This window comes from Neisseria weixii (assembly GCF_002327085.1).
Lineage (GTDB): Bacteria > Pseudomonadota > Gammaproteobacteria > Burkholderiales > Neisseriaceae > Neisseria > Neisseria weixii.
On record NZ_CP023429.1, the window covers coordinates 2,390,988 to 2,412,775 of the forward strand.

Consider the following 21,788-nt stretch of genomic DNA (forward strand, 5'->3'; position numbering starts at 1 on the left):
ACATGCCGCGCTTCACCCACACTTTTTCAGACGGCCTTGAAATCGACATCGATTTAAAACGCAGTGCCAAGAAAACCTCATCCTGCGCCCCATCGACGGCCAAACAGTCAGCATCAATATTCCGCCGTTTCTCAGCGCCGCGCGTTTGCAACAATGGCTGTCGGAAAACGAATCTTTACTGCGCCAAACTTTAGCCAAAACGCCTGCCCGTCCGCTTACCAACCCTTCGGAAAAACCGGCATGGATTTGGTATCAAGGTGTTCAGACGGCCTTAACCGCTACGCCGCACGCCACCATCACTTTGCGGCCGTCTGAAATTTATCTGCCCGAAAAAAGCTGGCCGCAGCAGCAAACCCATTTGCGCCGCTTCCTGCATCAACGCGCCACCGAATATCTGTTGCCTCGCCTGGCCGGCCACGCGGCCGCCATGGATGTGCACCCTGCCGCCACCGCCTTGAGCAACGCCAAAACCTTCTGGGGCGTGTGCCGCCACCGCACCGGCATCCGCTTGAATTGGCGGCTGATCGGCGTGCCGGAATTTGTGGCCGATTACGTGTGCGTGCATGAACTCTGCCACCTGACCCACCCCGACCACAGCGCGAAATTTTGGGCATTGGTCAACCGCCATACGCCGCACACTGCTGCCGCCCAAGCTTGGCTGAAAGCGCATGGTCATGAATTGTTTGTATTAGGCTGAATCATGCGGTACATTAGCCTCATCTTTCAGACGGCCTGAGATATAGAAAACCCTAAGTTTGAGTGCAGTTCGAAGTTATAACAGCACAGAAAGCGCAGACATATCACGAAGATAGACAAGCTTTCGGGCAGCGCATAACGAAGAAATGTGTCAAAGATAGGGATTTGCAAAGGTCTCGGCCTATTTATTCTTATGCTGCACCGTCTGAATCCCACACGAAAGGATGAATATGCGTTTTCCTGCCAAATTTGTTGCCTTATCGTTAGGCATCCTTGCCGCCACCGCCCAATCCGCCGAACCACAAAACGAACCGCAAACCGTCGCACAAGTGGATATTCCGCGCTACATGGGCACATGGTACGAACAAGTCCGTCTGCCTATGCGTTTCCAAGACGGTTGCGTGTCGGATGTTAAGGCACAATACCGATTGACCGAAAAACAAGTGGTGAAAATCACCAATTCCTGTCGCAAAAAAGACGGCAGCATGATCAGCGCCGATGCGGAAGTGAAAAAAGTGGATGAAAACGGCAGTAAATTGCGTATTTCATTCTTACCCAAGGCTATCAACTGGGTGCCGGTTGCCCGCTCGTCTTACTGGATTTTGCGCTTAGACGACAATTACCAAACCGCGCTGGTCGGCACGCCCAACCGCAAATACCTGTGGGTATTGTCACGCGAACCAAAGCTGGACGAAGCCACTTTACAAAGCTACATCGAAACGGCCAAGCAACAGGGCTATGATGTTTCCAAGCTGGTTCGCAGCGTACAATAAAAATTGATTCATAATAACAAAGGCCGTCTGAATGTTCAGACGGCCTTTGTTTGACTGCATATTATTTGTTGTCAGGGTGGGATTCCGTCGGGCTAGACAACGGCAATTCAGGCATAGTGCGTGCTTTTTCCGGAACAGAGCCGGACAAGGTATGCAAGAATGCGACGATGCTGTCGACCTCTTCCTTCTTCAATTCTTTACCCAATTGCGCCTGCCCCATGATTTGAACGGCTTTATCCAATTCCCACACGCTGCCGTTGTGGAAGTAAGGATAAGTTTTGGCCACATTACGCAAGCCCGGTACGCGGAAGAAATATTGGTCGGCTTCGTTTTTGGTCACATCGGCACGACCCTTGTCGTGGTTCGGGTCTTCAATGAATTTCCAATAAGGACCTTGCACCAAACCGAATTTTTGAAACGAATTACCGCCCAAACCCACGCCGGCATGGCACGCAATACAACCGTTATCCATAAACGAGCGCAGGCCTTTGCGTTCTTGTTCGTTCAAGGCATTGATGTTGCCTTTCAAATATTCGTCCCACTTGGTCGGTGTCAGCAAAGTGCGCTCAAACGCAGCAATCGCGGTGGTGATGTTTTTGAAGCTGATTGCGCCGTCTTGAGGGAAGGCTGCTTTAAACGCTGCCTGGTATTCCGGAATGTTTACGATTTTGGCCACAACGGCTTCTTCGCTGCTGTTCGCCATTTCCACCGGGTTCAGCAACGGCCCGCCTGCTTGCTCTTCCACATCAGCCGCACGGCCGTCCCAGAATTGCATGTCTAAAGTTGCCGCGTTCAACACGGTCGGCGAGTTACGGCCACCGAAGCCGCCTTTGTGACCTTGGCTGGTCGGCATATTGTCCACACCGGCAGAAGCCAAGTTGTGGCAAGAGTTGCAGCTTACGGTATTGCCTTTCGACAAGCGAGGCTCATACCATAATGATTGGCCAAGTTCGACTTGTTCAGGCGTAAAAGGACGCAGCTTCTGCATTTCTTCAGTCGTTGGCAGTGGTTTGAAAATGCCTTGCGCACGTTGCAGCAAATCTTTATCTTCTTGCGATGCGCCGCTGTTATCATACGCAGCCTGAGAAGCCGGTGCCGCATCAGGCTCTGAAGCTGCCGGCGCTGCAACCGGCGCGGAAGCAGTAGGCACAGCCGCTTGCTCAGCAGGCTTGTCACCACAGGCAGCCAATGCCGCCAGCACTGCAAGATAGAGGGCGATTTTGCCGAAAGCTTGGTATTTCATGGCGTATTCCTTTATATATTTATATATTTATATATTAAAAAGGGAAAACACTGCTCACCTAAAGCAGCCGAACCCTATGGTTAGATTTGATGAAAATCCTACATTTGATTACTGCCGTATTGCCATTGCTTTGGTTAATTTATGTATAGAGTATAATCAGACTCGACTGCCGTCTTTTTGCGATAAATCAATTTTGACACCATCATAGCCAAAACCAATACATCGGATAGCTAAAATTTTAACTTCTTATTCATTTCTAAGAATTGCCCGAATTTAACCGCAAATCACGTCGTATCACTTGCGCCCGATGGCCGATTGTTTTAAAGTTAGGCGCAAATCTTACTAGGGAAACTTCTATGAAAATTACTGTTATGGGCGCAGGCTCTTGGGGCACTGCACTCGCGCTACACTTTGCCCAACACGGCAATGAAGTCGCTCTGTGGGCGCGCAATGCCCAACACATCGAAACCTTACAAAACGACCGCGAAAACAAACACGGCCTGCCCGGCTTCCCATTCCCGGAAAGTCTGACCGCACACGCCGACTTGGCCGATGCGTTAAAAGATTCCGAATTGGTATTGATTGTGACCTCCGTTGCCGGTTTGCGCAGCAGTGCAGAATTATTAAAAGCCAACGGCGCCGCAGATATTCCGGTTTTAGCCGCGTGCAAAGGCTTTGAGCAAGACACAGGCTTATTGACCTTTCAAGTATTGAAAGAAGTCTTGCCGGAAAACAAAACACTCGGCGTATTGTCCGGCCCCAGCTTCGCACAGGAATTGGCACAACAATTGCCTTGCGCCGTGGTACTTGCTTCTGAAAACAAAGAATGGATTGAATCGCTGGTTGAGCAGTTAAACAACAACGTGATGCGCTTATACGGCAGCACCGATGTGATTGGCGTGGCGGTCGGTGGCGCAGTAAAAAACGTGATGGCAATTGCGACCGGCCTTTCAGACGGCCTCGAATACGGTTTGAATGCCCGAGCTGCTTTAGTGACCCGCGGTTTGGCGGAAATCACCCGTTTGGCCGTTGCCATGGGTGCGCAGCCCAAAACCATGATGGGCTTGGCCGGAATCGGCGATTTGATTCTAACATGTACCGGCGCCCTGTCGCGCAACCGTCGCGTCGGCTTAGGTTTAGCCGAAGGCAAAGAGCTACACCAAGTACTCAAAGAAATCGGCCACGTTTCAGAGGGTGTCAGCACCATCGAAGAAGTGTTCAACACCGCCTGCAAATACCAAATCGACATGCCTATTACCCAAACCCTGCTTCAACTGATTCGTCAGGAAATGACGCCGCAACAAGTAGTTGAACGCTTGATGGAACGCAGCGCGCGTTTCGAATAACAAGTAAACCAGAATGCCGTCTGAAATATTTCCTCTCTTTCAGACGGCCTTTTCATTGACAGCAATCAAGCATCTCACTATGCTTATCACCATTGTTTTTTCTTACGAATGATGCCCCATGAACCAAGCCCTTGACCAACTGGAAATCAACGTTTGCCAACTTACCCAAAAGTTTGAAACACTGATTGGCGAAAACCGCCGTTTACACGAAGAAATCAACCGTCTCAAACTGGAACAAGAGCAACAAAAACGCGAACACGAAACCGCAATTGACGAATTGAGCGAAGCCTTGCTGGTGCAAGTGGGTAAATTGAAAGAAGATTTACAGGCCAAAATCGACAGCCTTACCGCCGAAAAAGACCAATACCGCAGAGCATTAGAAGAAGGCGCCGCAGAAGTGCGCCGCCTGCTCGCCCGTCTGCCACAAGAAGAATCCTCATATTAAGGACAAAACATGAGCATCGAACAAGTCAATCTCGACATCATGAATGTCAACCTGACCATCAATACACCGACCGAAGAAAAAGATACCCTGATTCAAGCTGTCGAAATGCTGAATAAAAAAAGCGAAGCCATTAAAGAAAGCGGCCGCATCGTCGGCACCGACAAAATCATTGTCATGGCCGCTTTAAATGTTGTACACGACCTACTGAAAGTCAGCCTCAAAGATGATTTGGCAATCGGCGAATTTCAGCGTAAAATAACAGATATGAGCAATGCTTGCCAAAAAGCATTGTCCCGCTTAGAGCAAAATTGATTTTCTTTTCCCTGCAGTGTACGCGAAGGCATATATTCCTTTGAACCAATAAGTTCGCTTCAGGTTGCCGGGAGCAGTAGTGAGCGCGATCGTCTTTTACAGATGAACCCGAAACTACCCGAGGTGGCCGCCTTGTCAGATAAGGTTCAAGCGGATTCAGCCGAAACGGCATATGCGGGGATTCCCATATCAAGCCATACCTCGACATACCTCGACGGTATGGCTTTTTCAATATCGTATTTAATCGCGGAAAAGCAACAAAACTTTGATCAAAAAACTTTTATTGCCGTTTTATTAAAACAATTACTTTCATACTGCCTCAATACGATTGACAAAAGACATTATCGAATTTAAAATCCATAGCTTTCTATATCTATCTGGATTTCCACTATGAAAACCTTTTCAGCGAAACCGCATGAGGTGAAGCGCGAATGGTTCGTCATCGACGCTCAAGACAAAGTTTTGGGTCGCGTTGCGGCCGAAGTCGCACACCATCTGCGTGGCAAACACAAACCTGAATACACCCCTCACGTTGATACCGGTGACTACATCATCGTCATCAATGCAGACAAATTGCGCGTGACCGGTGCTAAATTCGAAGACAAAAAATACTACCGTCACTCAGGCTTCCCCGGCGGTATCTATGAGCGTTCATTCCGCCAGATGCAAGAGCAATTTCCGGGTCGCGCCTTGGAACAAGCTGTAAAAGGCATGTTGCCAAAAGGTCCTTTGGGTTACGCTATGATCAAAAAATTGAAAGTGTATGCCGGCGAAGAACACGGCCATGCTGCACAACAACCTAAAGTTTTAAAATTGAAATAAGGACACGACATGAACGGTAAATACTACTACGGCACAGGCCGCCGCAAAAGTTCAGTGGCTCGTGTATTTCTGACCAAAGGTAACGGTCAAATCACCGTTAACGGCCGCCCTGTTGACGAATTTTTCGCTCGCGAAACCAGTCGCATGGTGGTTCGCCAGCCATTGGTTCTGACTGAAAATGCAGAATCATTCGACATTAAAGTTAATGTTATCGGCGGCGGCGAAACCGGTCAATCTGGTGCCATCCGTCACGGCATTACCCGAGCTCTAATCGACTTTGATGCTGCTTTGAAATCTGCTCTTTCTGCTGCTGGCTTTGTAACTCGCGATGCCCGAGAAGTGGAACGTAAAAAACCAGGTTTGCGCAAAGCACGTCGCGCAAAACAATTCTCAAAACGTTAATTTGTTTTCAGATATTACCTCAAAAAAGCCCGCACAATTATTGCCGGGCTTTTTTATTATCTCTACCGCCCGAACACTAAACATTTCAGACGGCATACCTATTCACTTTTTTATAAAGTTCGGCTATATAATATTCCAAAATATCTTAATTTTTGAAAAGATATGCAATAAAAAAAGACTTCAACCCGTCGTCTCGGTATGATGAAACCATCCGCACTACATCAAAACAGGCGGCAAGAACATATTAAATATTAAATAATGAAAGGAATATTATGGGCTGGTTAGGCACAATTTTGGTAGGTTTTATCGTTGGCGTATTGGCTAAATTTTTGCATCCGGGCAACGATAAATTAGGTTTCATCATGACCACGATTTTGGGTATTGCCGGTGCGGCCTTGGCCGGCGTGGTCGGCGAAGCTTTGGGTTGGTATCAAGTCGGCGAAGGCGCAGGCTGGATTGCCTCTACTATCTTTGCGATTATTATTTTGGCTGTCTACACACGCATCGTGAAAAAATGATGATTGACTGACGCCAAAGATAAAACAGGCCCGCCAATGGCCTGTTTTTCTTGCTATAAAACTCCTAATTATGCAACACACTCTTCTATCTTATTTCAAATCTTTTTTACAGGCCGCACTGATTTTTGCGCTTATTTCTGTTGCCATTGATTGGTGGTGAAAACCCAGTCAACCTGTTTCCTTTACTGAGCAGAATCTCGCTCCAGTCAATCAGAACCAAACTTCGCTTAACTACTTCAGCCAAGACCGTGTCGCGATTGTGTATTTCTGGGGAACATGGTGCGGCATTTGTAAATACACTTCCTCCTCAGTAGAAAAGCTCCATCAAAACCATATTCCGGTCATCAGCATTGCCTTAAAATCGGGCGATGATACGGAATTAAAAGAATATCTCAACCAAAATCAGCTCTCTTTCCCAACCGTCAACGATTCAGACGGCCTGATTACCCAACAATGGAACATCAATGTCACCCCCACCTTTGTTTTGATGAAAAACGGCCAAATGCTTCATGCCACTACGGGTATCAGCAGCTACCGGGGGCTGCGCCTACGCGTGCTTATCAGCAATCTGATATATTGATATTTACATCCAAGGAAATCCGATTATTTTAAATATAAAATCGACTTGTAAAAATTAAACGGTATTATGTATTAATCATTGGTATTTTCAAAATAAACAAACTATCTTAACAATTAATACTTAATGATTCTATTGAGATTATTTCTAAAATAGACTAATATAAGCTTAGAGGATAGCTCAAAAATCTTATCATTATTATCATCAAAACAAACTAACACCGTATTCAATCAAGGCTGAAGCAGTAGACCGTTTATTTCAATATAAATTTGTACAATGGCCGCCCATAACCTTGGCGTAAGCCCTTATTATTCTGCCACGCTTCCATGATTTGAATCTTAGTTACAACGGAGAACTTCTCATGCCTAACCAGTCTAAACACGCATCAATTAATATTGCCTTGATCCAAGCTCGAGAAGCTTTGATGACGCAATTTCGCCCGATTTTGAACCAAGCCAATGTAACCGACCAACAATGGCGTATTATCCGCCTATTGGCCGAAAACGGCACATTAGACTTCCAAGATTTAGCCAATAAAGCCTGCATCTTGCGCCCCAGCTTGACCGGCATTCTGACCCGCTTGGAAAAAGCCGGCCTGGCCGTACGACTGAAGCCTTCCAACGACCAGCGCCGTGTTTATCTGAAGCTGACTCAAGAAGGAGAAAAGCTTTATCAAACCATCGGCGCACAAGTGGATGACCGCTACGATGCCATTGAGGCTATTTACACTAAAGAAAAATTGGACACATTACAAAAATTGCTGGCCGAACTGTCTGAAATCGAGCAGGCTTTAAAATAAAAAGTTATCACAGAATGACTGATTCAACACACACACTTAAGCAACCGTTTCGTGATGCCATGGCTTCTGCAGCAGCAGGTGTGCATGTCATTACAACAGACGGTGCCATCGGGCGTTATGGCATTACCATGACTGCCGTAACATCAGTAACGGATGATCCGCCTACCATTATGCTGTGTATCAACCGTGAAGCCGCCATCATTCCAATTTTATTGCAAAACCGCGATTTATGTATCAACACGCTTTCAGGTGGCCAACAAGATATTGCCGAGCATTTCGCCGGCATAACCAATCTTTCACCAGAAGAACGCTTTGAATATCATATCTGGCATCGCGGTCAAACTGGCCAACTCGAGGTAGAAGGCGCTTTAGCTCATCTGCACGGTCAAGTTATCGAGCAGCACGAGATTGGTACGCACTATATTTTTTATGTCCGTATCAACGAAATCAAAATAGCCGACACGAACTCGCCTGCTTTATTGTATTTCCGAAGACAATTCAAATCATTAGCATAGAAAGATGCTGTCTGAAACGTTATTTTCAGACAGCATTTTTCTAATGAATATTAATTACGGCGTGCATCCAGCAAATAAGATGTGTTGCCTAAATCTGCCTGACCCTTGGCTTTCTCAGTACGCAAACGCTTACCTACCAGCACTACGCGCCCCTGCTCATTCAACAATTCCAAATGGCGCGAATTAAAACGATAGCTTTGCACATTATGCAAGACTTGCGGCAAGTTACGCTCCGCCACATTTTCAGCACATTGGTTATCTGTTTGAATTTGGTTAAACGTCAGCATATGGCTACTGCCCAAACCATATCGGCCCGATACTTTGACACATTCCGACACAGCACTAAAACCGTCATCACTATTATTAATAGTAAAAATCGCATTAGGGTCATTTGGCGAATAGCCACCAACATCGCTCAAGCGCCATGCACCATAAATATTAGGTGCTTTATCCAACGGATTTGCCACTGGAATCACTACCGGAAAACACGCTGACAATAACAAAGGTAAGAGAAGTGCAGTTTTCTTCATCTGTATTCTTTCTGAATGGGTTAAAATCACGCAGACCCCATAATGTATTTTTATGCTGATACTATAAAGGATGATGGAAAGGCCATCTGAAATTTATGCTTATCGGAAGTTAAACTCGATAAACTGCATGAAACATTCGTATCCCAACTTGTCGAAGCGTACTATCGACTATACAATTTCAAATATTTCACAAGATTTCGGGATACACACATGAAAGCAATGATTCTGGCTGCCGGTCGCGGTGAGCGCATGCGCCCCTTCACCGACACCTGCCCTAAACCGCTGTTAAAAGTTGGCAAAGAGCCGCTTATCGGCTGGCATTTACGCCGTCTGAAACAAGCCGGAATCACAGAAATTGTCATCAACTATGCATGGTTGGGAGAACAAATCGAGAAAACGCTAGGTAATGGTGGCAATACGGTGTCAACATTGTCTATTCGCCGGAATTATCCGGCGGGCTAGAAACTGCCGGCGGCATCGCCACCGCCTTGCCTTTATTAGGCAACGATCCGTTTTTGGTTATCAACGGCGACGTATTAACCGACATTGATTTTCAAACGGCCGCTTCTGTGGCTCAAACTTTGACGCAAAAACAACAACTGGCGCATTTGTGGCTGGTCAATAATCCGGCACACAACCTAAGTGGCGACTTCAAGCTACTTTCAGACGGCCTGATTGCCCCTACCCCTCATAACGGTCAAGGCTTAACTTTCAGTGGCATGGGCGTTTATCACCCTGATTTGTTTCAACACACCCCTGCCCACCAAGCAGCCAAATTAGCGCCACTTTTGCGTTCAGCAATGGCTAAACAACAAATCAGCGGCCAAAAACATAACGGACTTTGGCTAGATGTCGGCACTATAGCAAGATTGGAAGAAGCCAGCCGCCTGGCTGAAAACTGGGTATAAACCCTGTTTTATCCGATAAGTTCAACAAACTATTGAATCCGTCTGAAATATAAAGTTCAGACGGCTTTAGCCTAATTACCCAAAATTAAAAGCCTGCTATTGAAGCAGGCTTTTAATAATTCAGTCAATCAATTATCAGAAGAATTTTGACGGCGCAAAATAGCCGGAATTTCAAAATCATCTAAAACCGATTGATTACCAAAATCGGCAGCAGTCAGGTTCATACCGCGCGTGCCACGGCCTGAGCGCACCAAACCATCGATATTATGTAATTGCTGCGCTTGTTGCGGTGCATATTCTTCGCGACCACCCAAGGTTTGCTGTACGCGTGAAGAAGCACGTACCGGTGCAACTTGATGGCCGTGCTCTTGCAAACCGGTTGCAATGATGGTCACACGAATTGCATCTTCGCTCATATTTTCATCTTCAGCAGTACCAAACTTACATTCCGCATCCGGATGAGCATTACTGTTTACGACTTTCATGATTTCGCCGTATTCAGACATTTTCAAGCAACCCGGTGCAGTGGTCACATTAACCAACACGCCGCGTGCGCCATCCAAGGTTACACCATCCAACAATGGGCTGGAAATCGCTTGCTCGGTAGCCAACCGCGCGCGGTCAATCCCTTGGGCAAAGCCCGACCCCATCATGGCCATACCTTTAATGCCCATAACGTTCTTCACGTCGGCAAAGTCGACGTTGATGAAACCAGGGTTGGTGACCACTTCAGAGATGCCAGCAACGGCGTTACGCAATACATCGTCTGCAGTACGAAAGGCATCACGCATGGTGGCATCTTCACCCAATACCGTGAACAATTTGTCATTCGGAATCACAATCAGTGAATCCACTTGACTCTTCAATTGCTCCAAACCGTTTTGAGCGATATGACCGCGTTTATTACCTTCAAAATTGCTCGGACGGGTTACCACGGCAACAGTCAGAATACCCATTTCTTTGGCGATTTCTGCCACAACAGGTGCTGCACCAGTACCGGTACCGCCCCCCATACCGGTGGTGATGAACAACATATTGGCGCCACGAATAGCATCTTCGATCGCTTCACGCTCTTCTTGAGCGGCAGCACGACCAATTTCAGGGTTAGCACCTGCGCCCAAACCGCGAGTCAGATTAGTGCCCAATTGAATACGTTTGGCCGCATTGTTTTTACCCAATGATTGGGCATCGGTATTGGCACTGATGAACTCCACACCTTGAATGGTGTTTTCAATCATGTTGTTGATGGCATTACAGCCACCTCCACCTAAGCCAATCACTTTAATAACTGCAGGGCTTGCGGCTGATTCCGCTACGTCGTAAACAAATTCCATTCAAATACTCCTCCGCGCCCTGCTGTGAGGACGGTTAAAAATAAGCTCTTGCTGCATATTATATAAGAAGTAGCCGATGACTTGCAAAATACTTCTCATTTGTCACTGCCACAAATAAATATTATCTACATTTTTTAAACAAAAAACATACAGTTTACATTCAAACGGCCTAAACCATCATGCTGACTGATTAGGCCGTTTGAATATTCTTGGTGACACGATAGCCGTTGTAGCAGGTTAGAAATTATCCTTTAAGAATTTTTGGAAGCGTGCCCACAAGCTGAGCTTCTCACCGCTATCGCCACCAACCTGTACCGCACCGGTTACCAGGCTGCCGTCTTCTTCGCCACGCGCAGCTTGCAACAGGCCGATAGCAGTCGCATAGCGTGGATTGCGGATACGCTCTGATACGCCACCCATTTCTTGCGGCACACCGATACGCGCCGGCAAATTGAAGATTTCTTCTGCCAATTCAACAATGCCAGTCAGCATAGAGGCACCACCGGTCAACACGATGCCGGAAGTTAACACTTCTTCAGGGAAGCCTGAACGGCGTAATTCATTTAAGGTTAATTCCAAAATTTCTTCAACACGCGGGCCAATCACGCTGGCCAATACGCGGCGTGAAATTTGGCGCGGCAAACGGTCGCCCACGCTCGGTACTTCAACCATTTCGTCCAGACCTTCCATGGTCGGAATGGCAACGCCGTAATGAATTTTGATGTATTCGGCCGCGCTGTGCGGCGTACGTAAAGCTTGTGCCAAATCTTTGGTAATCAGGTCACCTGCCACCGGAATCACGGCAGTATGACGGATGGCGCCATTGGTATAAACTGCGATGTCGGTCGTACCTCCGCCAATGTCGATAACACACACGCCCAAGTCTTTTTCATCTTCGGTCAGCACCGCTTGGCCGCTGGCCAAAGGCTGCAACATGATTTGATCCATCTGCAAATCACAACGCTGAATGCATTTTTGGATATTTTGCAAAGCAGTATTGGCACCTGTAATGATATGCACGCGCGTATCCAAACGCACGCCGCTCATACCGATCGGCTCTTTTACGCCCGGCTGGTTGTCGATGATGTATTCCTGCACCACCGTATGTAAAATATTGTGATCAGGCGGAATATTGATGGCTTTGGCAGTTTCGATGGCACGGTCGATGTCGGCCTGCGTCACTTCGCCGTCTTTGATTTTCACGACGCCTTGCGAATTCAGGCTGCGGATGTGGTTGCCGGCAATGCCCGTGGTCACATGGGAAATTTTGATATCCGCCATTAATTCAGCTTCATTTACCGCTTGTTTGATGGCTTGTGCAGTCGCATCGATGTTGGTCACCATACCGGCTTTCAAGCCGCGTGATGGCGCTTGCCCCAAACCGACGATATGGATTTCATTGTCTTCTTGCACTTCCCCAATGAGTGCAATCACTTTTGACGTGCCGATATCTAATGCACTGATGTATTTGCCTTGTTCCATAAAGTCCCATTCATTTCGCTAATGTTGTATTTTTTACTGAGCCTAATTATTCAGACGGCTCATCCAAAGGTTGTTTGTATCGCACCGAAAAACCGTCTTTATAACGCATATCGACATACGCCAAACGGTCGCTGTGCTTTTGCAGCAGACTTGGCCAAATTTCAGCAAAGAACTGCAGACGTTTGATTTCATGCTCGCGCCCTAAGCGCACGGTAATCCCGTTATCCAACACCACCGACCAAGCCGATCGAGGTGTATAAATCAGCTCTTGCACTTTTAAATCGCGCGCACCGAGAATGCCGGTAAATTCATTGTAATGTTTGACCATGTCTTTACCGGTACCAGGCTGGCCTTCGAAAACCGGCAAATCCTGTTCCAAGGTGGCTTGGAACACATTGCCTTTGGTATCGACCAAACCTGATTTTTTCCATTGCGCAATGGCGATGCGCTCGGTCAGATGGATTTCAACCGTATCCGGCAAGCGACGGCGCACCAAAGCCGAATCCACCCAAGGCAATTGTTGAAAAGCTTCTTGCGCAGCATTCATATCGGCACGGAAAATATTGCCGACTAAGTGTTTTTGCGCAATGGTTTGCAGATCTTTGTCATCAATATGGGTCAGCTTGCCTTCAATGGCGACCTGCTTGATGGGAAAGTGATTCGAATGATACACCCATGCCATGCCTGTGCCGATGAGCAACAGCGCCGCCAACACACATAACCATCTTGTTAACCGCCCCAAGGCGCCGGCATCATCCCACATGAGCAGTTTTCAAAATTTCAAGACATAAATCGGCAAAATCCAAGCCGGTTTGGGCGGCGGATTTTGGTACCAAACTGTGACCGGTCATACCGGGCAGGGTATTGATTTCCAAAAGATACAGCTTACCGTCGTTATCTTTCAGAAAGTCAACGCGCACGCAGCCTTCCGCACCAATCGCCTGCGCCCCGCGTACAGCCAGCTCGCGCATCAAAGCTTCATCGCTTTCGCTCAAATCGGACGGGCATTGGTAAACGGTATCATCGCGCTGATATTTGGCTTCCCAGTCGTAAAACTCGGTTTGCGGAATGATGTGTATGCTTGGCAAACCGCGGTTGCCCAATACCGGACAAGAATACTCGCCGCCGCCGATAAAGCGCTCGGCAATAATCTCACCCTGCAAGTGTTTCAATTCTTCATAAACAGCTTTCAGACGGCCTGTTTCTTTCACTTTTACCACACCGACGCTACTGCCTTCCGCCGCCGGTTTGACAAACATCGGTAAGCCTAAGGTTTTTTCAACGGCATCGAAATCACTGTCATCACGCAATACGGCAAATTCCGGCACAGGTAAACCTAACGCTTGCCAAATCAGCTTGCAGCGGTATTTATCCATGCCAATGGCTGAGGCGGCCACGCCGCTGCCGGTATAAGGCATATTCATCAATTCCAATGCGCCTTGAATCGCACCGTCTTCACCGTAAGTGCCGTGTAAAATATTGAAGGCCGTCTGAAAACCTTGGGTTTTCAATTCGACCAACGGGGTTTCTTTCGGGTCAAACGCATGTGCATTAACACCTTTGCTTTTCAAAGCGGCCACAATAGCGGCACCGCTGTCTAAGGAAATGTCGCGTTCGGTTGAAAAACCGCCCATCAACACGGCTACTTTGCCAAAATTCTGCATACTGCTTGTCTTTCTAATCTTTCAGACGGCCACTCTGTTGAGACGGCCTTTCCCATTATTATTGTTATTATTGTTTGGTCGCATCCAACATGGCTTGCGGTACTTTATTGATACTGCCTGCCCCCATGGTCAGTACCACATCGCCATCTTGCAGCACATTCAGCAACATCTCCGGCAATTCAGCCACGTTTTCGCAATAAATCGGCTCCAGTTTACCCAATACACGAATGGCACGCGCCAAGGCGCGCGAATCGGCCGCGGCAATCGGCTCCTCACCGGCAGCATAAACTTCGGTCAAAACCAGCGAATCAACAGTATTTAATACCTTAGTGAAATCTTCAAACAAATCGCGGGTACGCGTGTAGCGATGCGGCTGGAATGCCAACACCAAACGCTTATCGGGATACGCACCACGCGCGGCAGCCACCGTGGCAGCCATTTCTACCGGATGATGGCCGTAATCATCCACCAGCAAAGCTTTACCGCCTTTAGGCAACGCTACTTCACCATATTTCTGGAAGCGGCGGCCGACGCCGGCAAAGCCGAGCAAACCTTGTTGGATTGCTTCAACCGAAGCACCCACTTCCAAGGCCACGCCGATGGCGGCCAAAGAGTTCGATACATTATGGCGGCCCGGCATATTCAACACCGCTTCAAACGGCGCTTGCTCGTGGCCTTTCATGTTGACATGCACGGTAAATTTCATTTGTGCACCGACGTTTTCAATATCGGTGGCGTAAATATCAGCAGTATCATCCAAGCCGTAAGTGGCAAACGGTTTGCTTACTTTCGGCACAATCGCGCGCACGTATTCGCTGTCGATACACAAAAACGCTTTACCGTAAAACGGCATGCGGTGGATAAAGTCAATAAAGGCCTGATGCAGCTTTTCCACGCTGTGGCCATAAGTATCCATGTGGTCTTCGTCAATGTTGGTGACCACCGACATAATCGGCGTCAAGTGCAGAAAAGACGCATCCGATTCGTCCGCTTCGGCCACGATATATTCGCCCTGCCCCAAACGGGCATTCGAGCCGGCCGCAGTAAGTTTGCCGCCGATCACGAAAGTCGGATCCAAACCAGCCGCAGCTAAAATCGAAGCAGTCAGACTGGTGGTGGTGGTTTTGCCGTGGGTACCCGCAATGGCGATACCGTCGCGGAAACGCATCAATTCCGCCAGCATGAGCGCACGCGGAATCACAGGAATATGTTGCTCATTAGCCGCCACCACTTCAGGGTTATCGGCTTTTACGGCGGTAGAGGTCACCACCACATCGGCACCGTTAACGTGTTCGGCAGTATGACCGGGATAAACTTGGATACCCAAAGCCGACAAATGCTCAGTAGTAGCGTTTTTCGACTGATCGGAACCGGAAACCTTGAAACCCAAATTGTGCAAAACTTCAGCAATGCCGCACATTCCGACACCGCCGATGCCGACAAAGTGAATATTGGTTACTCGATTTTTCATCATGATTTCTGTCCCGAAGTCGATTTTTACGTAAAACCGTTATTTTAAAGGGCTGTTGCGTTATGCGCTATCGTTTTATTGTAAAGGATGATTAACATAGCATGTCAGGCCGTCTGAAACTGCCCACGTTTTTCAGACGGCCTGTTTAAACGACTTATCCCACCACATCAACCGCGGCCTGCGCCACATCATCGGCACTGTGCGGCAGAGCCAAAGTACGGGCTTGCTCTGCCCATTGCAAACATTGCCCACGCTTTAAACCACTCAACACTTCGGCCAGCTTTTCCGGCGTCAATTGCGGCTGCGGCAACAACAAACCGGCTTGCGCACGCACCATAAAACGGGCGTTGGCGGTTTGGTGGTCGTCCACCGCATGCGGATACGGCACCAACAACGCACCGACACCGGCAGCGGTCAGTTCAGCAATCGTCAGCGCGCCGGCGCGGCAAATTACCAAATCGGCATCGCGATAAGCCGATACCATGTCGGTAATAAATTCCACACATTCGGCTTCTACACCCAAGGCATCGTAATCTGCCTGCAGGCTGCCCAATTTATTGCGGCCGGACTGGTGATACATTTGCGGCCGCTGATGCTCAGGCAGCAAAGCCAGCGCTTTCGGCAAGGTTTGGTTCAAAATGTCCGCACCCAAGCTGCCACCCATCACCAATATTTTCAGACGGCCTGCTCTATCAGCAAAGCGTTCGGCAGGGGTCGGCAAACGGGCAATATCCGCACGCACGGGATTGCCGACCAAACCGTTTTCGTGTTCAAACGCTTTCGGGAACGCATACAGCACGCGTTTCGCCCAGCGTGACAATTGGCGGTTGGACAAGCCGGCCACCGCATTTTGCTCGTGAATCACAATCGGCACGCCACACAATTTGGCAGCGACGCCGCCCGGAAAGGTCACAAAACCGCCAAACCCAATCACGCAAGCGACACGGTGTTTTTTGATGATGCGCTGCGCCGAACGAACGGTTTTAAACAATGTAAACGGCAAGATCAGCTTGCGTTTCAAACCATTGCCACGCACACCTTTAATCGCCAAGGTTTCCAACAAAATATCGTATTGCGGCACGATACGCGTTTCCATCGCGCCTTCGCTGCCCAGCCAAATCACATGATGACCGCGCACGCGCAATGAATCCGCCACAGCCAATGCCGGAAAAATATGGCCGCCGGTACCGCCGGCCATCAACATAAATGTCTTCCCGCCCATTACTCTATCCTTCTATCTGATAACCGCGCATTTTTTGGCGGTTTTCATAATCAATCCGCAACAACAATGTCATGCAGACTAACATAATCACCACAGCCGAACCACCGTAAGACATCAACGGCAAGGTTAAGCCCTTGGTTGGTAGAATACCGATGTTAACACCGATATTAAAGAAACTCTGAATACCGATCCAAATGCCGATGCCGTTGGCCACATAGGCGCTGAAAATCAAATCCAAATCCCGCGCCTGCTTGCCGATGGAAAAAGCGCGCACCACCAGCCAGCCATAACAAAACACCAATACACACATGCCGAGAAAGCCGAATTCTTCACCAATCACGGCAAAAATAAAGTCGGTATGCGCTTCAGGCAGGTAAAAGCGTTTTTCCAAACTTGCACCCAAGCCCACACCCAGCCATTCGCCACGCGCAATCGCCATTAAGGAATGAGTCAATTGATAGCCCTTGCCCAACGGATCTTCCCAAGGGTTCAGAAAGCCCGCCATCCGCGCCATACGGTAAGGTGCGGCCAAAATCAAAGCACCCATACCGATCAATACCATCACCACCATCATGGCAAAATATTTCCACGGGAAACCGGCCAAAAACAGCATTCCCATAATGATGCCGATAATCACCACAAAAGAGCCGAAATCGGGTTGCGCCATAATTAAAATCAGGCCGGCCACCAACAGCGAGCCCGGTTTGATGATTTTTTTTACACTCTGCAACACCTCCGCCTTGCGCGTGAACAAACTGGCCAAATACAAAACCGCCGCCAATTTGAACATTTCGGTCGGTTGCAGATTAACCGGACCGATGTGAATCCAACGTGTAGCACCGTTAATCTCACGTCCCACGCCCAATACCACAATCAGCAATATCCCGCACAAGGCGAAATACCAAGGCATAAACTTTTTCCAAGCCGCCATCTTAAAAAGGGAAATGACGCCGCACACAATCACACCCAAGACGATAAAACCGGCCTGTTTGTACAAAAATGAAAACTGATCTCCGCCTTCAGCCGCCGCATACGCAATCGATGCCGAATAAATCATCAGCAGGCTGAATGCCGTCATCAGGATAATCATCCACAACAACGAAACATCGATTTTTTGGCCGCTGCGGACAATCTGGCGGTCGAGAATTTTAGATACATTCATGATAGGAAACAGTCATTACAGCTTGAATAAAGCGTTCAGACGGCCTGACACATTCAGGCCGTCTGAACAAAGATTACGTTGTTTATGAATCATTATTTCAGTTTTGACGTTTTCAGACGGCCTACAAAGCCTGAAACGCTTCAATAAACACTTCTGCCCGATGCGCGTAGCCGGTGAACATATCAAAGCTGGCGCAAGCCGGGCTCAACAACACCACATCACCCGCTTCGGCTCGGGCATAGGCCGTCTGAACCGCTTCTTGCAAAGTGGCACAATCGGTCATCGTCACGCCGCAATCGGCCAAATCGCGGCGAATCAACGGTGCATCTTCACCAATCAGCAGCACGCCTTTGGCCTTGCCTGCCAACACATTTTTCAGCGGTGAAAAATCCTGTCCTTTGCCTATACCGCCCAAAATCACCCACAGCGGATTTTGCAAACCGGCAATCGCGGCGGCGGTAGCACCGACATTGGTGCCTTTGCTGTCGTCGATAAACATCACGCCGTTTTTCTCACCGATTTTTTCCACACGGTGCGGCAAGCCTTGGAAGGTTTTAACGTGTCCCAATAAAGCTTCGCGCGGCAAACCGATGGCTTCGCACAAAGCCACCGCCGCCAGCACGTTGGCCGCATTATGCAGGCCTTGCAGCGGAATATCGGCCGTTGTCAGCAAATCATCGCTGCCGTGTTTCAGACGGCCTGTTTCACGTTCCAGCCAATAATCGGCGGGGCATTCAATCGAAAACCATTTCACCTCACACCCGGCCCGTTTCATGGCACGGCAAAACACATCGTCTGCATTCAATACCTGCACACCTTCGCCACGGAAAATTTTGTCTTTGGCATGGGCGTAATCGAGCAAATCGTCGTAGCGGTCGAGATGGTCTTCGGAAATGTTTAAAACCGTCGCCGCACTCGGACGCAGGTTTTCGGTGTTTTCCAACTGGAAGCTGGATAATTCCAATACCCATACATCGGCTTTTTTACCTTCGCGCTGCAACTCAGCTTCCAAAACCGGTGTACCGATGTTGCCCGCAATCACGGTGTCTAAGCCGCATTTGATGCACAAATAGCCAACCAAGCTGGTAACGGTGGTTTTGCCGTTGCTGCCGGTGATGGCGATGACTTTGTCGCCGCGCTCGTTCAACACGCCGGCCAATATTTCAATGTCGCCCAGCACGCGGCCGCCATTGGCTTTGAATTCGGCAATATCCGGCTGACGCTCACTGATACCCGGGCTGATGGCCAGCGTATCGAAATCTTCCGCCAGCGCATCTTTCAGACGGCCTGTGTAAAACTTCAAGCCGTCAAACATTTTGCCGATTTGTGCCACGCGCTCCGGCTTGAGTGCCGCATCGTAAACCGCCACTTCGGCACCGGCTTGGCGCAAAAACGCAATCATCGCAATGCCCGAGGCGCCCAAACCTGCGACCAATATTTTTTTATTTTGCCAATTCATTTTGTGTTCGATTCAATAGATTTCATTGTGGGTATTCAGGCGGATTCAGGCCGTCTGAAAAAATCCGTTTACATCATAACGCGGCAGCATTTCCTGCAATGCGGCCTGTCTTCCTGACTGCCGGCACCGGGCGGCATCGGCGGCGCGACACCGGCTTCATGCCGATTGCGCATCCAATCGGCCATCGCATAGATTTGCAGCAGCAAAGGTTCGGCCAGCTTTTTATCGATTGCCAATTCACTCAAGGCTTGGGCAAAACAGGCCACCCATTCATCGCGCACTTGGCTTTTTACCGCAAACGGCATGTGGCGCGCACGGAGTTGCGGATGGCCGTATTTTTGTTCAAACAAAGGCGGGCCGCCTAGCCAACCGCTGAAAAATTCGTAGAGCTTGTCGCGAACCAAAGTCATGTCGTCACCATGTATCTCGCGCAAGGCTTGATATTTCGGCTCAAGTTCCATTAAATCGTAAAACGGCCGGTCAAGGCGCGCACACCTTGTTTACCGCCCAATGCTTGATACATAGCTGCTCCAAAGCCGCCCGAACATCAACGTGTTTCAGACGGCCTGTTTCCATTAGCGGATTTTCAAGGTGCTCAAACCAATCAGCACCAGCACAATGGTGATAATCCAAAAGCGCACCACCACTTGTGTTTCTTTCCAGCCTTTTTGTTCATAATGGTGGTGAATCGGCGCCATCAGGAAAATGCGTTTTTTGGTGCGTTTATACCAGCCGACCTGCAGCATCACCGAAATCGCCTCCACCACAAACAAACCGCCCATGATGAACAACACGATTTCCTGGCGCACAATCACGGCCACCGTACCCAAAGCCGCGCCTAAGGCTAACGCACCCACGTCGCCCATAAAAACTTGTGCCGGATACGCGTTAAACCATAAAAAGCCCAAACACGCGCCGCACATTGCGGCGCAGAATATCACCACTTCATTGGCTCCGGCCACATAAGGCAATTGCAGATAGCGGGCAAATTCGCTGTGGCCGCCGGCATAGGCAAAAATGGCCAAACCGCCGGCCACCAACACCACCGGAAACGCGGCCAAACCATCCAAACCATCGGTCAGATTCACCGCATTGGAAGTACCGACAATCACCAGATAAGTCAGCACCACAAAACCGATACTGCCCAAAGGATAAGCGATTTGCTTAAAAAACGGCACAATAAATTCCGTACTCGATGGCAGCTCGGCCGCGTAAAACAAAAAAATACCCGCCAACAAAGCCACGGTCGATTGCCACACCATTTTAAATTTGGCCGACACACCGTTCGGGTCTTTATAAACCACTTTGCGCCAGTCGTCGTAGAAACCAAGCGCACCGGTTGACAGCAATACCGCCAGCAAAATCCAGATATACGGGTTGCCCCAATTGCCCCACAACAAAGTTGATACGGCAATAGCGGTCAGAATCAGCGAGCCGCCCATGGTCGGCGTACCGTTTTTTACCAAGTGCGTTTGCGGACCATCGGTGCGGACCGCTTGGCCGACTTTCAATGCCGTCAGCTTGCGGATTGCCCATGGTCCGAGCAGCAGCGAAAACACCAGCGCGGTCAATGCCGCCATCACCGCACGGAATGTGGTGTATTGGAAAACGTTCAGCGCGGAAAACCAATCGCTGAAATGGGCAAGCCATAAAAACATTCTTACTTCCTTATTTCTTTTATCGTCAACAGGATAGCATCGCCATCCTATAAGGTTAATCATTCTCGGTCGTCTGAAAATTTTTCAGACAACATTTCAAAAAAGGATAAATTTCTTGAGAATCTTTCAAAAATCTATGCTTCTTCCAAAGCAGAGACCAATTTTTCCAATGTTAAAATCTGTTGTTTCAATGCCTCAATCTCACGCTCTCGACTATCAAGCAACTCATTTTTCATCGCCAATATATTCCGCAAACCTGATATTTCAGCTTCTAATGCTGGGTTACCCAAAGATAAACTGAAATTAGTGGAGTTGCTGAAATTATCGTTTGAGTTATTGAATACAATCACACCTTCATCGCCAAACGGAATCAAATCTGCAATGTTCACTTCAAGCACTTGTGCAATTTGCTGTAAACGTTCGATTCGAACTCCTGACTCGCCACGTTCA

Annotated in this window: 21 protein-coding genes, 1 other RNA gene and 4 pseudogenes; 13 read left to right on the forward strand and 13 right to left on the reverse strand. The window is 48.6% G+C overall.

Annotated features, from left to right (window positions below; translation table 11 throughout):
* Window positions 1-2 precede the first annotated feature (2 nt).
* Together CGZ65_RS11970 and CGZ65_RS11975 are read left to right on the forward strand one after the other, a co-directional pair.
* Window positions 3-697 (forward strand): annotated as a pseudogene (locus tag CGZ65_RS11970) (M48 family metallopeptidase).
* Between the two features lie 229 nt (window positions 698-926).
* Window positions 927-1,469, forward strand: coding sequence for a lipocalin family protein (locus CGZ65_RS11975; RefSeq protein ID WP_157742790.1), 543 nt, complete (start codon window positions 927-929; stop codon window positions 1,467-1,469).
* 61 nt (window positions 1,470-1,530) lie between these two features.
* Here CGZ65_RS11975 and CGZ65_RS11980 read toward each other — a convergent pair whose 3' ends face one another.
* Window positions 1,531-2,712, reverse strand: coding sequence for a cytochrome-c peroxidase (locus tag CGZ65_RS11980; RefSeq protein ID WP_096295972.1), 1,182 nt, complete (start codon window positions 2,710-2,712; stop codon window positions 1,531-1,533).
* Between the two features lie 356 nt (window positions 2,713-3,068).
* Between CGZ65_RS11980 and CGZ65_RS11985 the strand changes: the two genes are divergently transcribed.
* The 10 genes and pseudogenes from CGZ65_RS11985 to hpaC all read left to right on the forward strand — a co-directional run bounded on the left by CGZ65_RS11985 (window position 3,069) and on the right by hpaC (window position 8,448).
* Complete coding sequence (locus CGZ65_RS11985; RefSeq protein ID WP_096295973.1) at window positions 3,069-4,058, forward strand: NAD(P)H-dependent glycerol-3-phosphate dehydrogenase; 990 nt, start codon at window positions 3,069-3,071, stop codon at window positions 4,056-4,058.
* A gap of 118 nt (window positions 4,059-4,176) precedes the next feature.
* Window positions 4,177-4,503 (forward strand): hypothetical protein, encoded by a 327-nt coding sequence (locus CGZ65_RS11990; RefSeq protein WP_096295974.1) that lies wholly within the window; start codon window positions 4,177-4,179, stop codon window positions 4,501-4,503.
* A gap of 9 nt (window positions 4,504-4,512) precedes the next feature.
* On the forward strand, window positions 4,513-4,815 hold the full coding sequence (locus tag CGZ65_RS11995) for a cell division protein ZapA (RefSeq protein WP_096295975.1): 303 nt from the start codon (window positions 4,513-4,515) through the stop codon (window positions 4,813-4,815).
* Window positions 4,816-4,820: 5 nt separating this feature from the next.
* A non-coding RNA gene (gene ssrS, locus CGZ65_RS12000) (6S RNA) lies at window positions 4,821-5,000 on the forward strand.
* A gap of 205 nt (window positions 5,001-5,205) precedes the next feature.
* Window positions 5,206-5,637, forward strand: a complete 432-nt coding sequence (rplM, locus tag CGZ65_RS12005) for a 50S ribosomal protein L13 (RefSeq protein ID WP_096295976.1) — start codon at window positions 5,206-5,208, stop codon at window positions 5,635-5,637.
* Between the two features lie 9 nt (window positions 5,638-5,646).
* On the forward strand, window positions 5,647-6,039 hold the full coding sequence (gene rpsI / locus CGZ65_RS12010; RefSeq protein WP_096295977.1) for a 30S ribosomal protein S9: 393 nt from the start codon (window positions 5,647-5,649) through the stop codon (window positions 6,037-6,039).
* A 272-nt stretch (window positions 6,040-6,311) separates the two neighbouring features.
* A complete protein-coding gene (locus CGZ65_RS12015; RefSeq protein WP_096295978.1) occupies window positions 6,312-6,557 on the forward strand; it encodes a GlsB/YeaQ/YmgE family stress response membrane protein in 246 nt (81 codons plus the stop codon).
* 211 nt (window positions 6,558-6,768) lie between these two features.
* Window positions 6,769-7,137, forward strand: a pseudogene (locus CGZ65_RS14465) (protein disulfide oxidoreductase); the annotation flags it as partial.
* Between the two features lie 358 nt (window positions 7,138-7,495).
* Window positions 7,496-7,933, forward strand: a complete 438-nt coding sequence (gene hpaR, locus CGZ65_RS12025) for a homoprotocatechuate degradation operon regulator HpaR (RefSeq protein WP_096295979.1) — start codon at window positions 7,496-7,498, stop codon at window positions 7,931-7,933.
* A gap of 14 nt (window positions 7,934-7,947) precedes the next feature.
* Window positions 7,948-8,448 (forward strand): 4-hydroxyphenylacetate 3-monooxygenase, reductase component, encoded by a 501-nt coding sequence (gene hpaC, locus CGZ65_RS12030; protein ID WP_096295980.1) that lies wholly within the window; start codon window positions 7,948-7,950, stop codon window positions 8,446-8,448.
* 50 nt (window positions 8,449-8,498) lie between these two features.
* Here the strand turns inward: hpaC and CGZ65_RS12035 are convergent, their stop codons facing one another.
* Entirely contained in the window at window positions 8,499-8,978 is a 480-nt protein-coding gene (locus tag CGZ65_RS12035; RefSeq protein ID WP_096295981.1) for an META domain-containing protein, read from the reverse strand.
* Window positions 8,979-9,188: 210 nt separating this feature from the next.
* Here CGZ65_RS12035 and murU point away from each other — a divergent pair.
* Window positions 9,189-9,886 (forward strand): annotated as a pseudogene (gene murU, locus CGZ65_RS12040) (N-acetylmuramate alpha-1-phosphate uridylyltransferase MurU).
* Between the two features lie 128 nt (window positions 9,887-10,014).
* Here murU and ftsZ read toward each other — a convergent pair.
* From ftsZ to CGZ65_RS12095, 11 genes and pseudogenes are all read right to left on the reverse strand, one after another.
* Window positions 10,015-11,220, reverse strand: coding sequence for a cell division protein FtsZ (ftsZ, locus tag CGZ65_RS12045; RefSeq protein WP_096295982.1), 1,206 nt, complete (start codon window positions 11,218-11,220; stop codon window positions 10,015-10,017).
* A 237-nt stretch (window positions 11,221-11,457) separates the two neighbouring features.
* On the reverse strand, window positions 11,458-12,702 hold the full coding sequence (gene ftsA, locus CGZ65_RS12050; RefSeq protein ID WP_096295983.1) for a cell division protein FtsA: 1,245 nt from the start codon (window positions 12,700-12,702) through the stop codon (window positions 11,458-11,460).
* 46 nt (window positions 12,703-12,748) lie between these two features.
* The gene (locus CGZ65_RS12055) at window positions 12,749-13,465 is read right to left on the reverse strand and encodes a cell division protein FtsQ/DivIB (RefSeq protein WP_096295984.1); all 717 of its coding nucleotides are present in this window, start codon (window positions 13,463-13,465) and stop codon (window positions 12,749-12,751) included.
* Window positions 13,455-14,366 carry a D-alanine--D-alanine ligase gene (locus tag CGZ65_RS12060; RefSeq protein ID WP_096295985.1) on the reverse strand — a complete coding sequence of 304 codons (912 nt, stop codon included), beginning with the start codon at window positions 14,364-14,366 and terminating at the stop codon, window positions 13,455-13,457. Before CGZ65_RS12060 ends, CGZ65_RS12055 begins: the two co-directional genes overlap by 11 nt.
* Window positions 14,367-14,433: 67 nt before the next feature.
* A complete protein-coding gene (gene murC / locus CGZ65_RS12065; protein WP_198345294.1) occupies window positions 14,434-15,840 on the reverse strand; it encodes a UDP-N-acetylmuramate--L-alanine ligase in 1,407 nt (468 codons plus the stop codon).
* Window positions 15,841-15,991: 151 nt separating this feature from the next.
* Window positions 15,992-17,059 (reverse strand): undecaprenyldiphospho-muramoylpentapeptide beta-N-acetylglucosaminyltransferase, encoded by a 1,068-nt coding sequence (gene murG, locus CGZ65_RS12070; protein ID WP_096295987.1) that lies wholly within the window; start codon window positions 17,057-17,059, stop codon window positions 15,992-15,994.
* A gap of 4 nt (window positions 17,060-17,063) precedes the next feature.
* Window positions 17,064-18,221 (reverse strand): putative lipid II flippase FtsW, encoded by a 1,158-nt coding sequence (gene ftsW, locus CGZ65_RS12075; RefSeq protein ID WP_198345295.1) that lies wholly within the window; start codon window positions 18,219-18,221, stop codon window positions 17,064-17,066.
* Window positions 18,222-18,342: 121 nt separating this feature from the next.
* Window positions 18,343-19,680, reverse strand: coding sequence for a UDP-N-acetylmuramoyl-L-alanine--D-glutamate ligase (murD, locus tag CGZ65_RS12080; protein WP_096295989.1), 1,338 nt, complete (start codon window positions 19,678-19,680; stop codon window positions 18,343-18,345).
* Between the two features lie 45 nt (window positions 19,681-19,725).
* Window positions 19,726-20,203: pseudogene (locus CGZ65_RS12085) on the reverse strand (group II truncated hemoglobin).
* A gap of 52 nt (window positions 20,204-20,255) precedes the next feature.
* Window positions 20,256-21,338 (reverse strand): phospho-N-acetylmuramoyl-pentapeptide-transferase, encoded by a 1,083-nt coding sequence (gene mraY / locus CGZ65_RS12090; protein ID WP_096295990.1) that lies wholly within the window; start codon window positions 21,336-21,338, stop codon window positions 20,256-20,258.
* 134 nt (window positions 21,339-21,472) lie between these two features.
* Complete coding sequence (locus CGZ65_RS12095; RefSeq protein WP_096295991.1) at window positions 21,473-21,736, reverse strand: hypothetical protein; 264 nt, start codon at window positions 21,734-21,736, stop codon at window positions 21,473-21,475.
* Window positions 21,737-21,788 lie beyond the last annotated feature (52 nt).

What these genes read in the sequence shown, in the direction of transcription:
- CGZ65_RS12055 (WP_096295984.1), bottom strand. Translation starts at nt 13,465, where the DNA reads ATGTGGGATGATGCCGGCGCCTTGGGGCGGTTAACAAGATGGTTATGT.
- ftsA (WP_096295983.1), bottom strand. Translation starts at nt 12,702, where the DNA reads ATGGAACAAGGCAAATACATCAGTGCATTAGATATCGGCACGTCAAAA.
- rplM (WP_096295976.1), top strand. Translation starts at nt 5,206, where the DNA reads ATGAAAACCTTTTCAGCGAAACCGCATGAGGTGAAGCGCGAATGGTTC.
- murC (WP_198345294.1), bottom strand. Translation starts at nt 15,840, where the DNA reads ATGATGAAAAATCGAGTAACCAATATTCACTTTGTCGGCATCGGCGGT.
- ftsZ (WP_096295982.1), bottom strand. Translation starts at nt 11,220, where the DNA reads ATGGAATTTGTTTACGACGTAGCGGAATCAGCCGCAAGCCCTGCAGTT.
- CGZ65_RS12060 (WP_096295985.1), bottom strand. Translation starts at nt 14,366, where the DNA reads ATGCAGAATTTTGGCAAAGTAGCCGTGTTGATGGGCGGTTTTTCAACC.
- mraY (WP_096295990.1), bottom strand. Translation starts at nt 21,338, where the DNA reads ATGTTTTTATGGCTTGCCCATTTCAGCGATTGGTTTTCCGCGCTGAAC.
- hpaC (WP_096295980.1), top strand. Translation starts at nt 7,948, where the DNA reads ATGACTGATTCAACACACACACTTAAGCAACCGTTTCGTGATGCCATG.
- CGZ65_RS12015 (WP_096295978.1), top strand. Translation starts at nt 6,312, where the DNA reads ATGGGCTGGTTAGGCACAATTTTGGTAGGTTTTATCGTTGGCGTATTG.
- ftsW (WP_198345295.1), bottom strand. Translation starts at nt 18,221, where the DNA reads ATGAATGTATCTAAAATTCTCGACCGCCAGATTGTCCGCAGCGGCCAA.
- CGZ65_RS12035 (WP_096295981.1), bottom strand. Translation starts at nt 8,978, where the DNA reads ATGAAGAAAACTGCACTTCTCTTACCTTTGTTATTGTCAGCGTGTTTT.
- CGZ65_RS11985 (WP_096295973.1), top strand. Translation starts at nt 3,069, where the DNA reads ATGAAAATTACTGTTATGGGCGCAGGCTCTTGGGGCACTGCACTCGCG.
- murG (WP_096295987.1), bottom strand. Translation starts at nt 17,059, where the DNA reads ATGGGCGGGAAGACATTTATGTTGATGGCCGGCGGTACCGGCGGCCAT.
- CGZ65_RS11980 (WP_096295972.1), bottom strand. Translation starts at nt 2,712, where the DNA reads ATGAAATACCAAGCTTTCGGCAAAATCGCCCTCTATCTTGCAGTGCTG.
- CGZ65_RS11975 (WP_157742790.1), top strand. Translation starts at nt 927, where the DNA reads ATGCGTTTTCCTGCCAAATTTGTTGCCTTATCGTTAGGCATCCTTGCC.
- hpaR (WP_096295979.1), top strand. Translation starts at nt 7,496, where the DNA reads ATGCCTAACCAGTCTAAACACGCATCAATTAATATTGCCTTGATCCAA.
- CGZ65_RS11995 (WP_096295975.1), top strand. Translation starts at nt 4,513, where the DNA reads ATGAGCATCGAACAAGTCAATCTCGACATCATGAATGTCAACCTGACC.
- rpsI (WP_096295977.1), top strand. Translation starts at nt 5,647, where the DNA reads ATGAACGGTAAATACTACTACGGCACAGGCCGCCGCAAAAGTTCAGTG.
- murD (WP_096295989.1), bottom strand. Translation starts at nt 19,680, where the DNA reads ATGAATTGGCAAAATAAAAAAATATTGGTCGCAGGTTTGGGCGCCTCG.
- CGZ65_RS11990 (WP_096295974.1), top strand. Translation starts at nt 4,177, where the DNA reads ATGAACCAAGCCCTTGACCAACTGGAAATCAACGTTTGCCAACTTACC.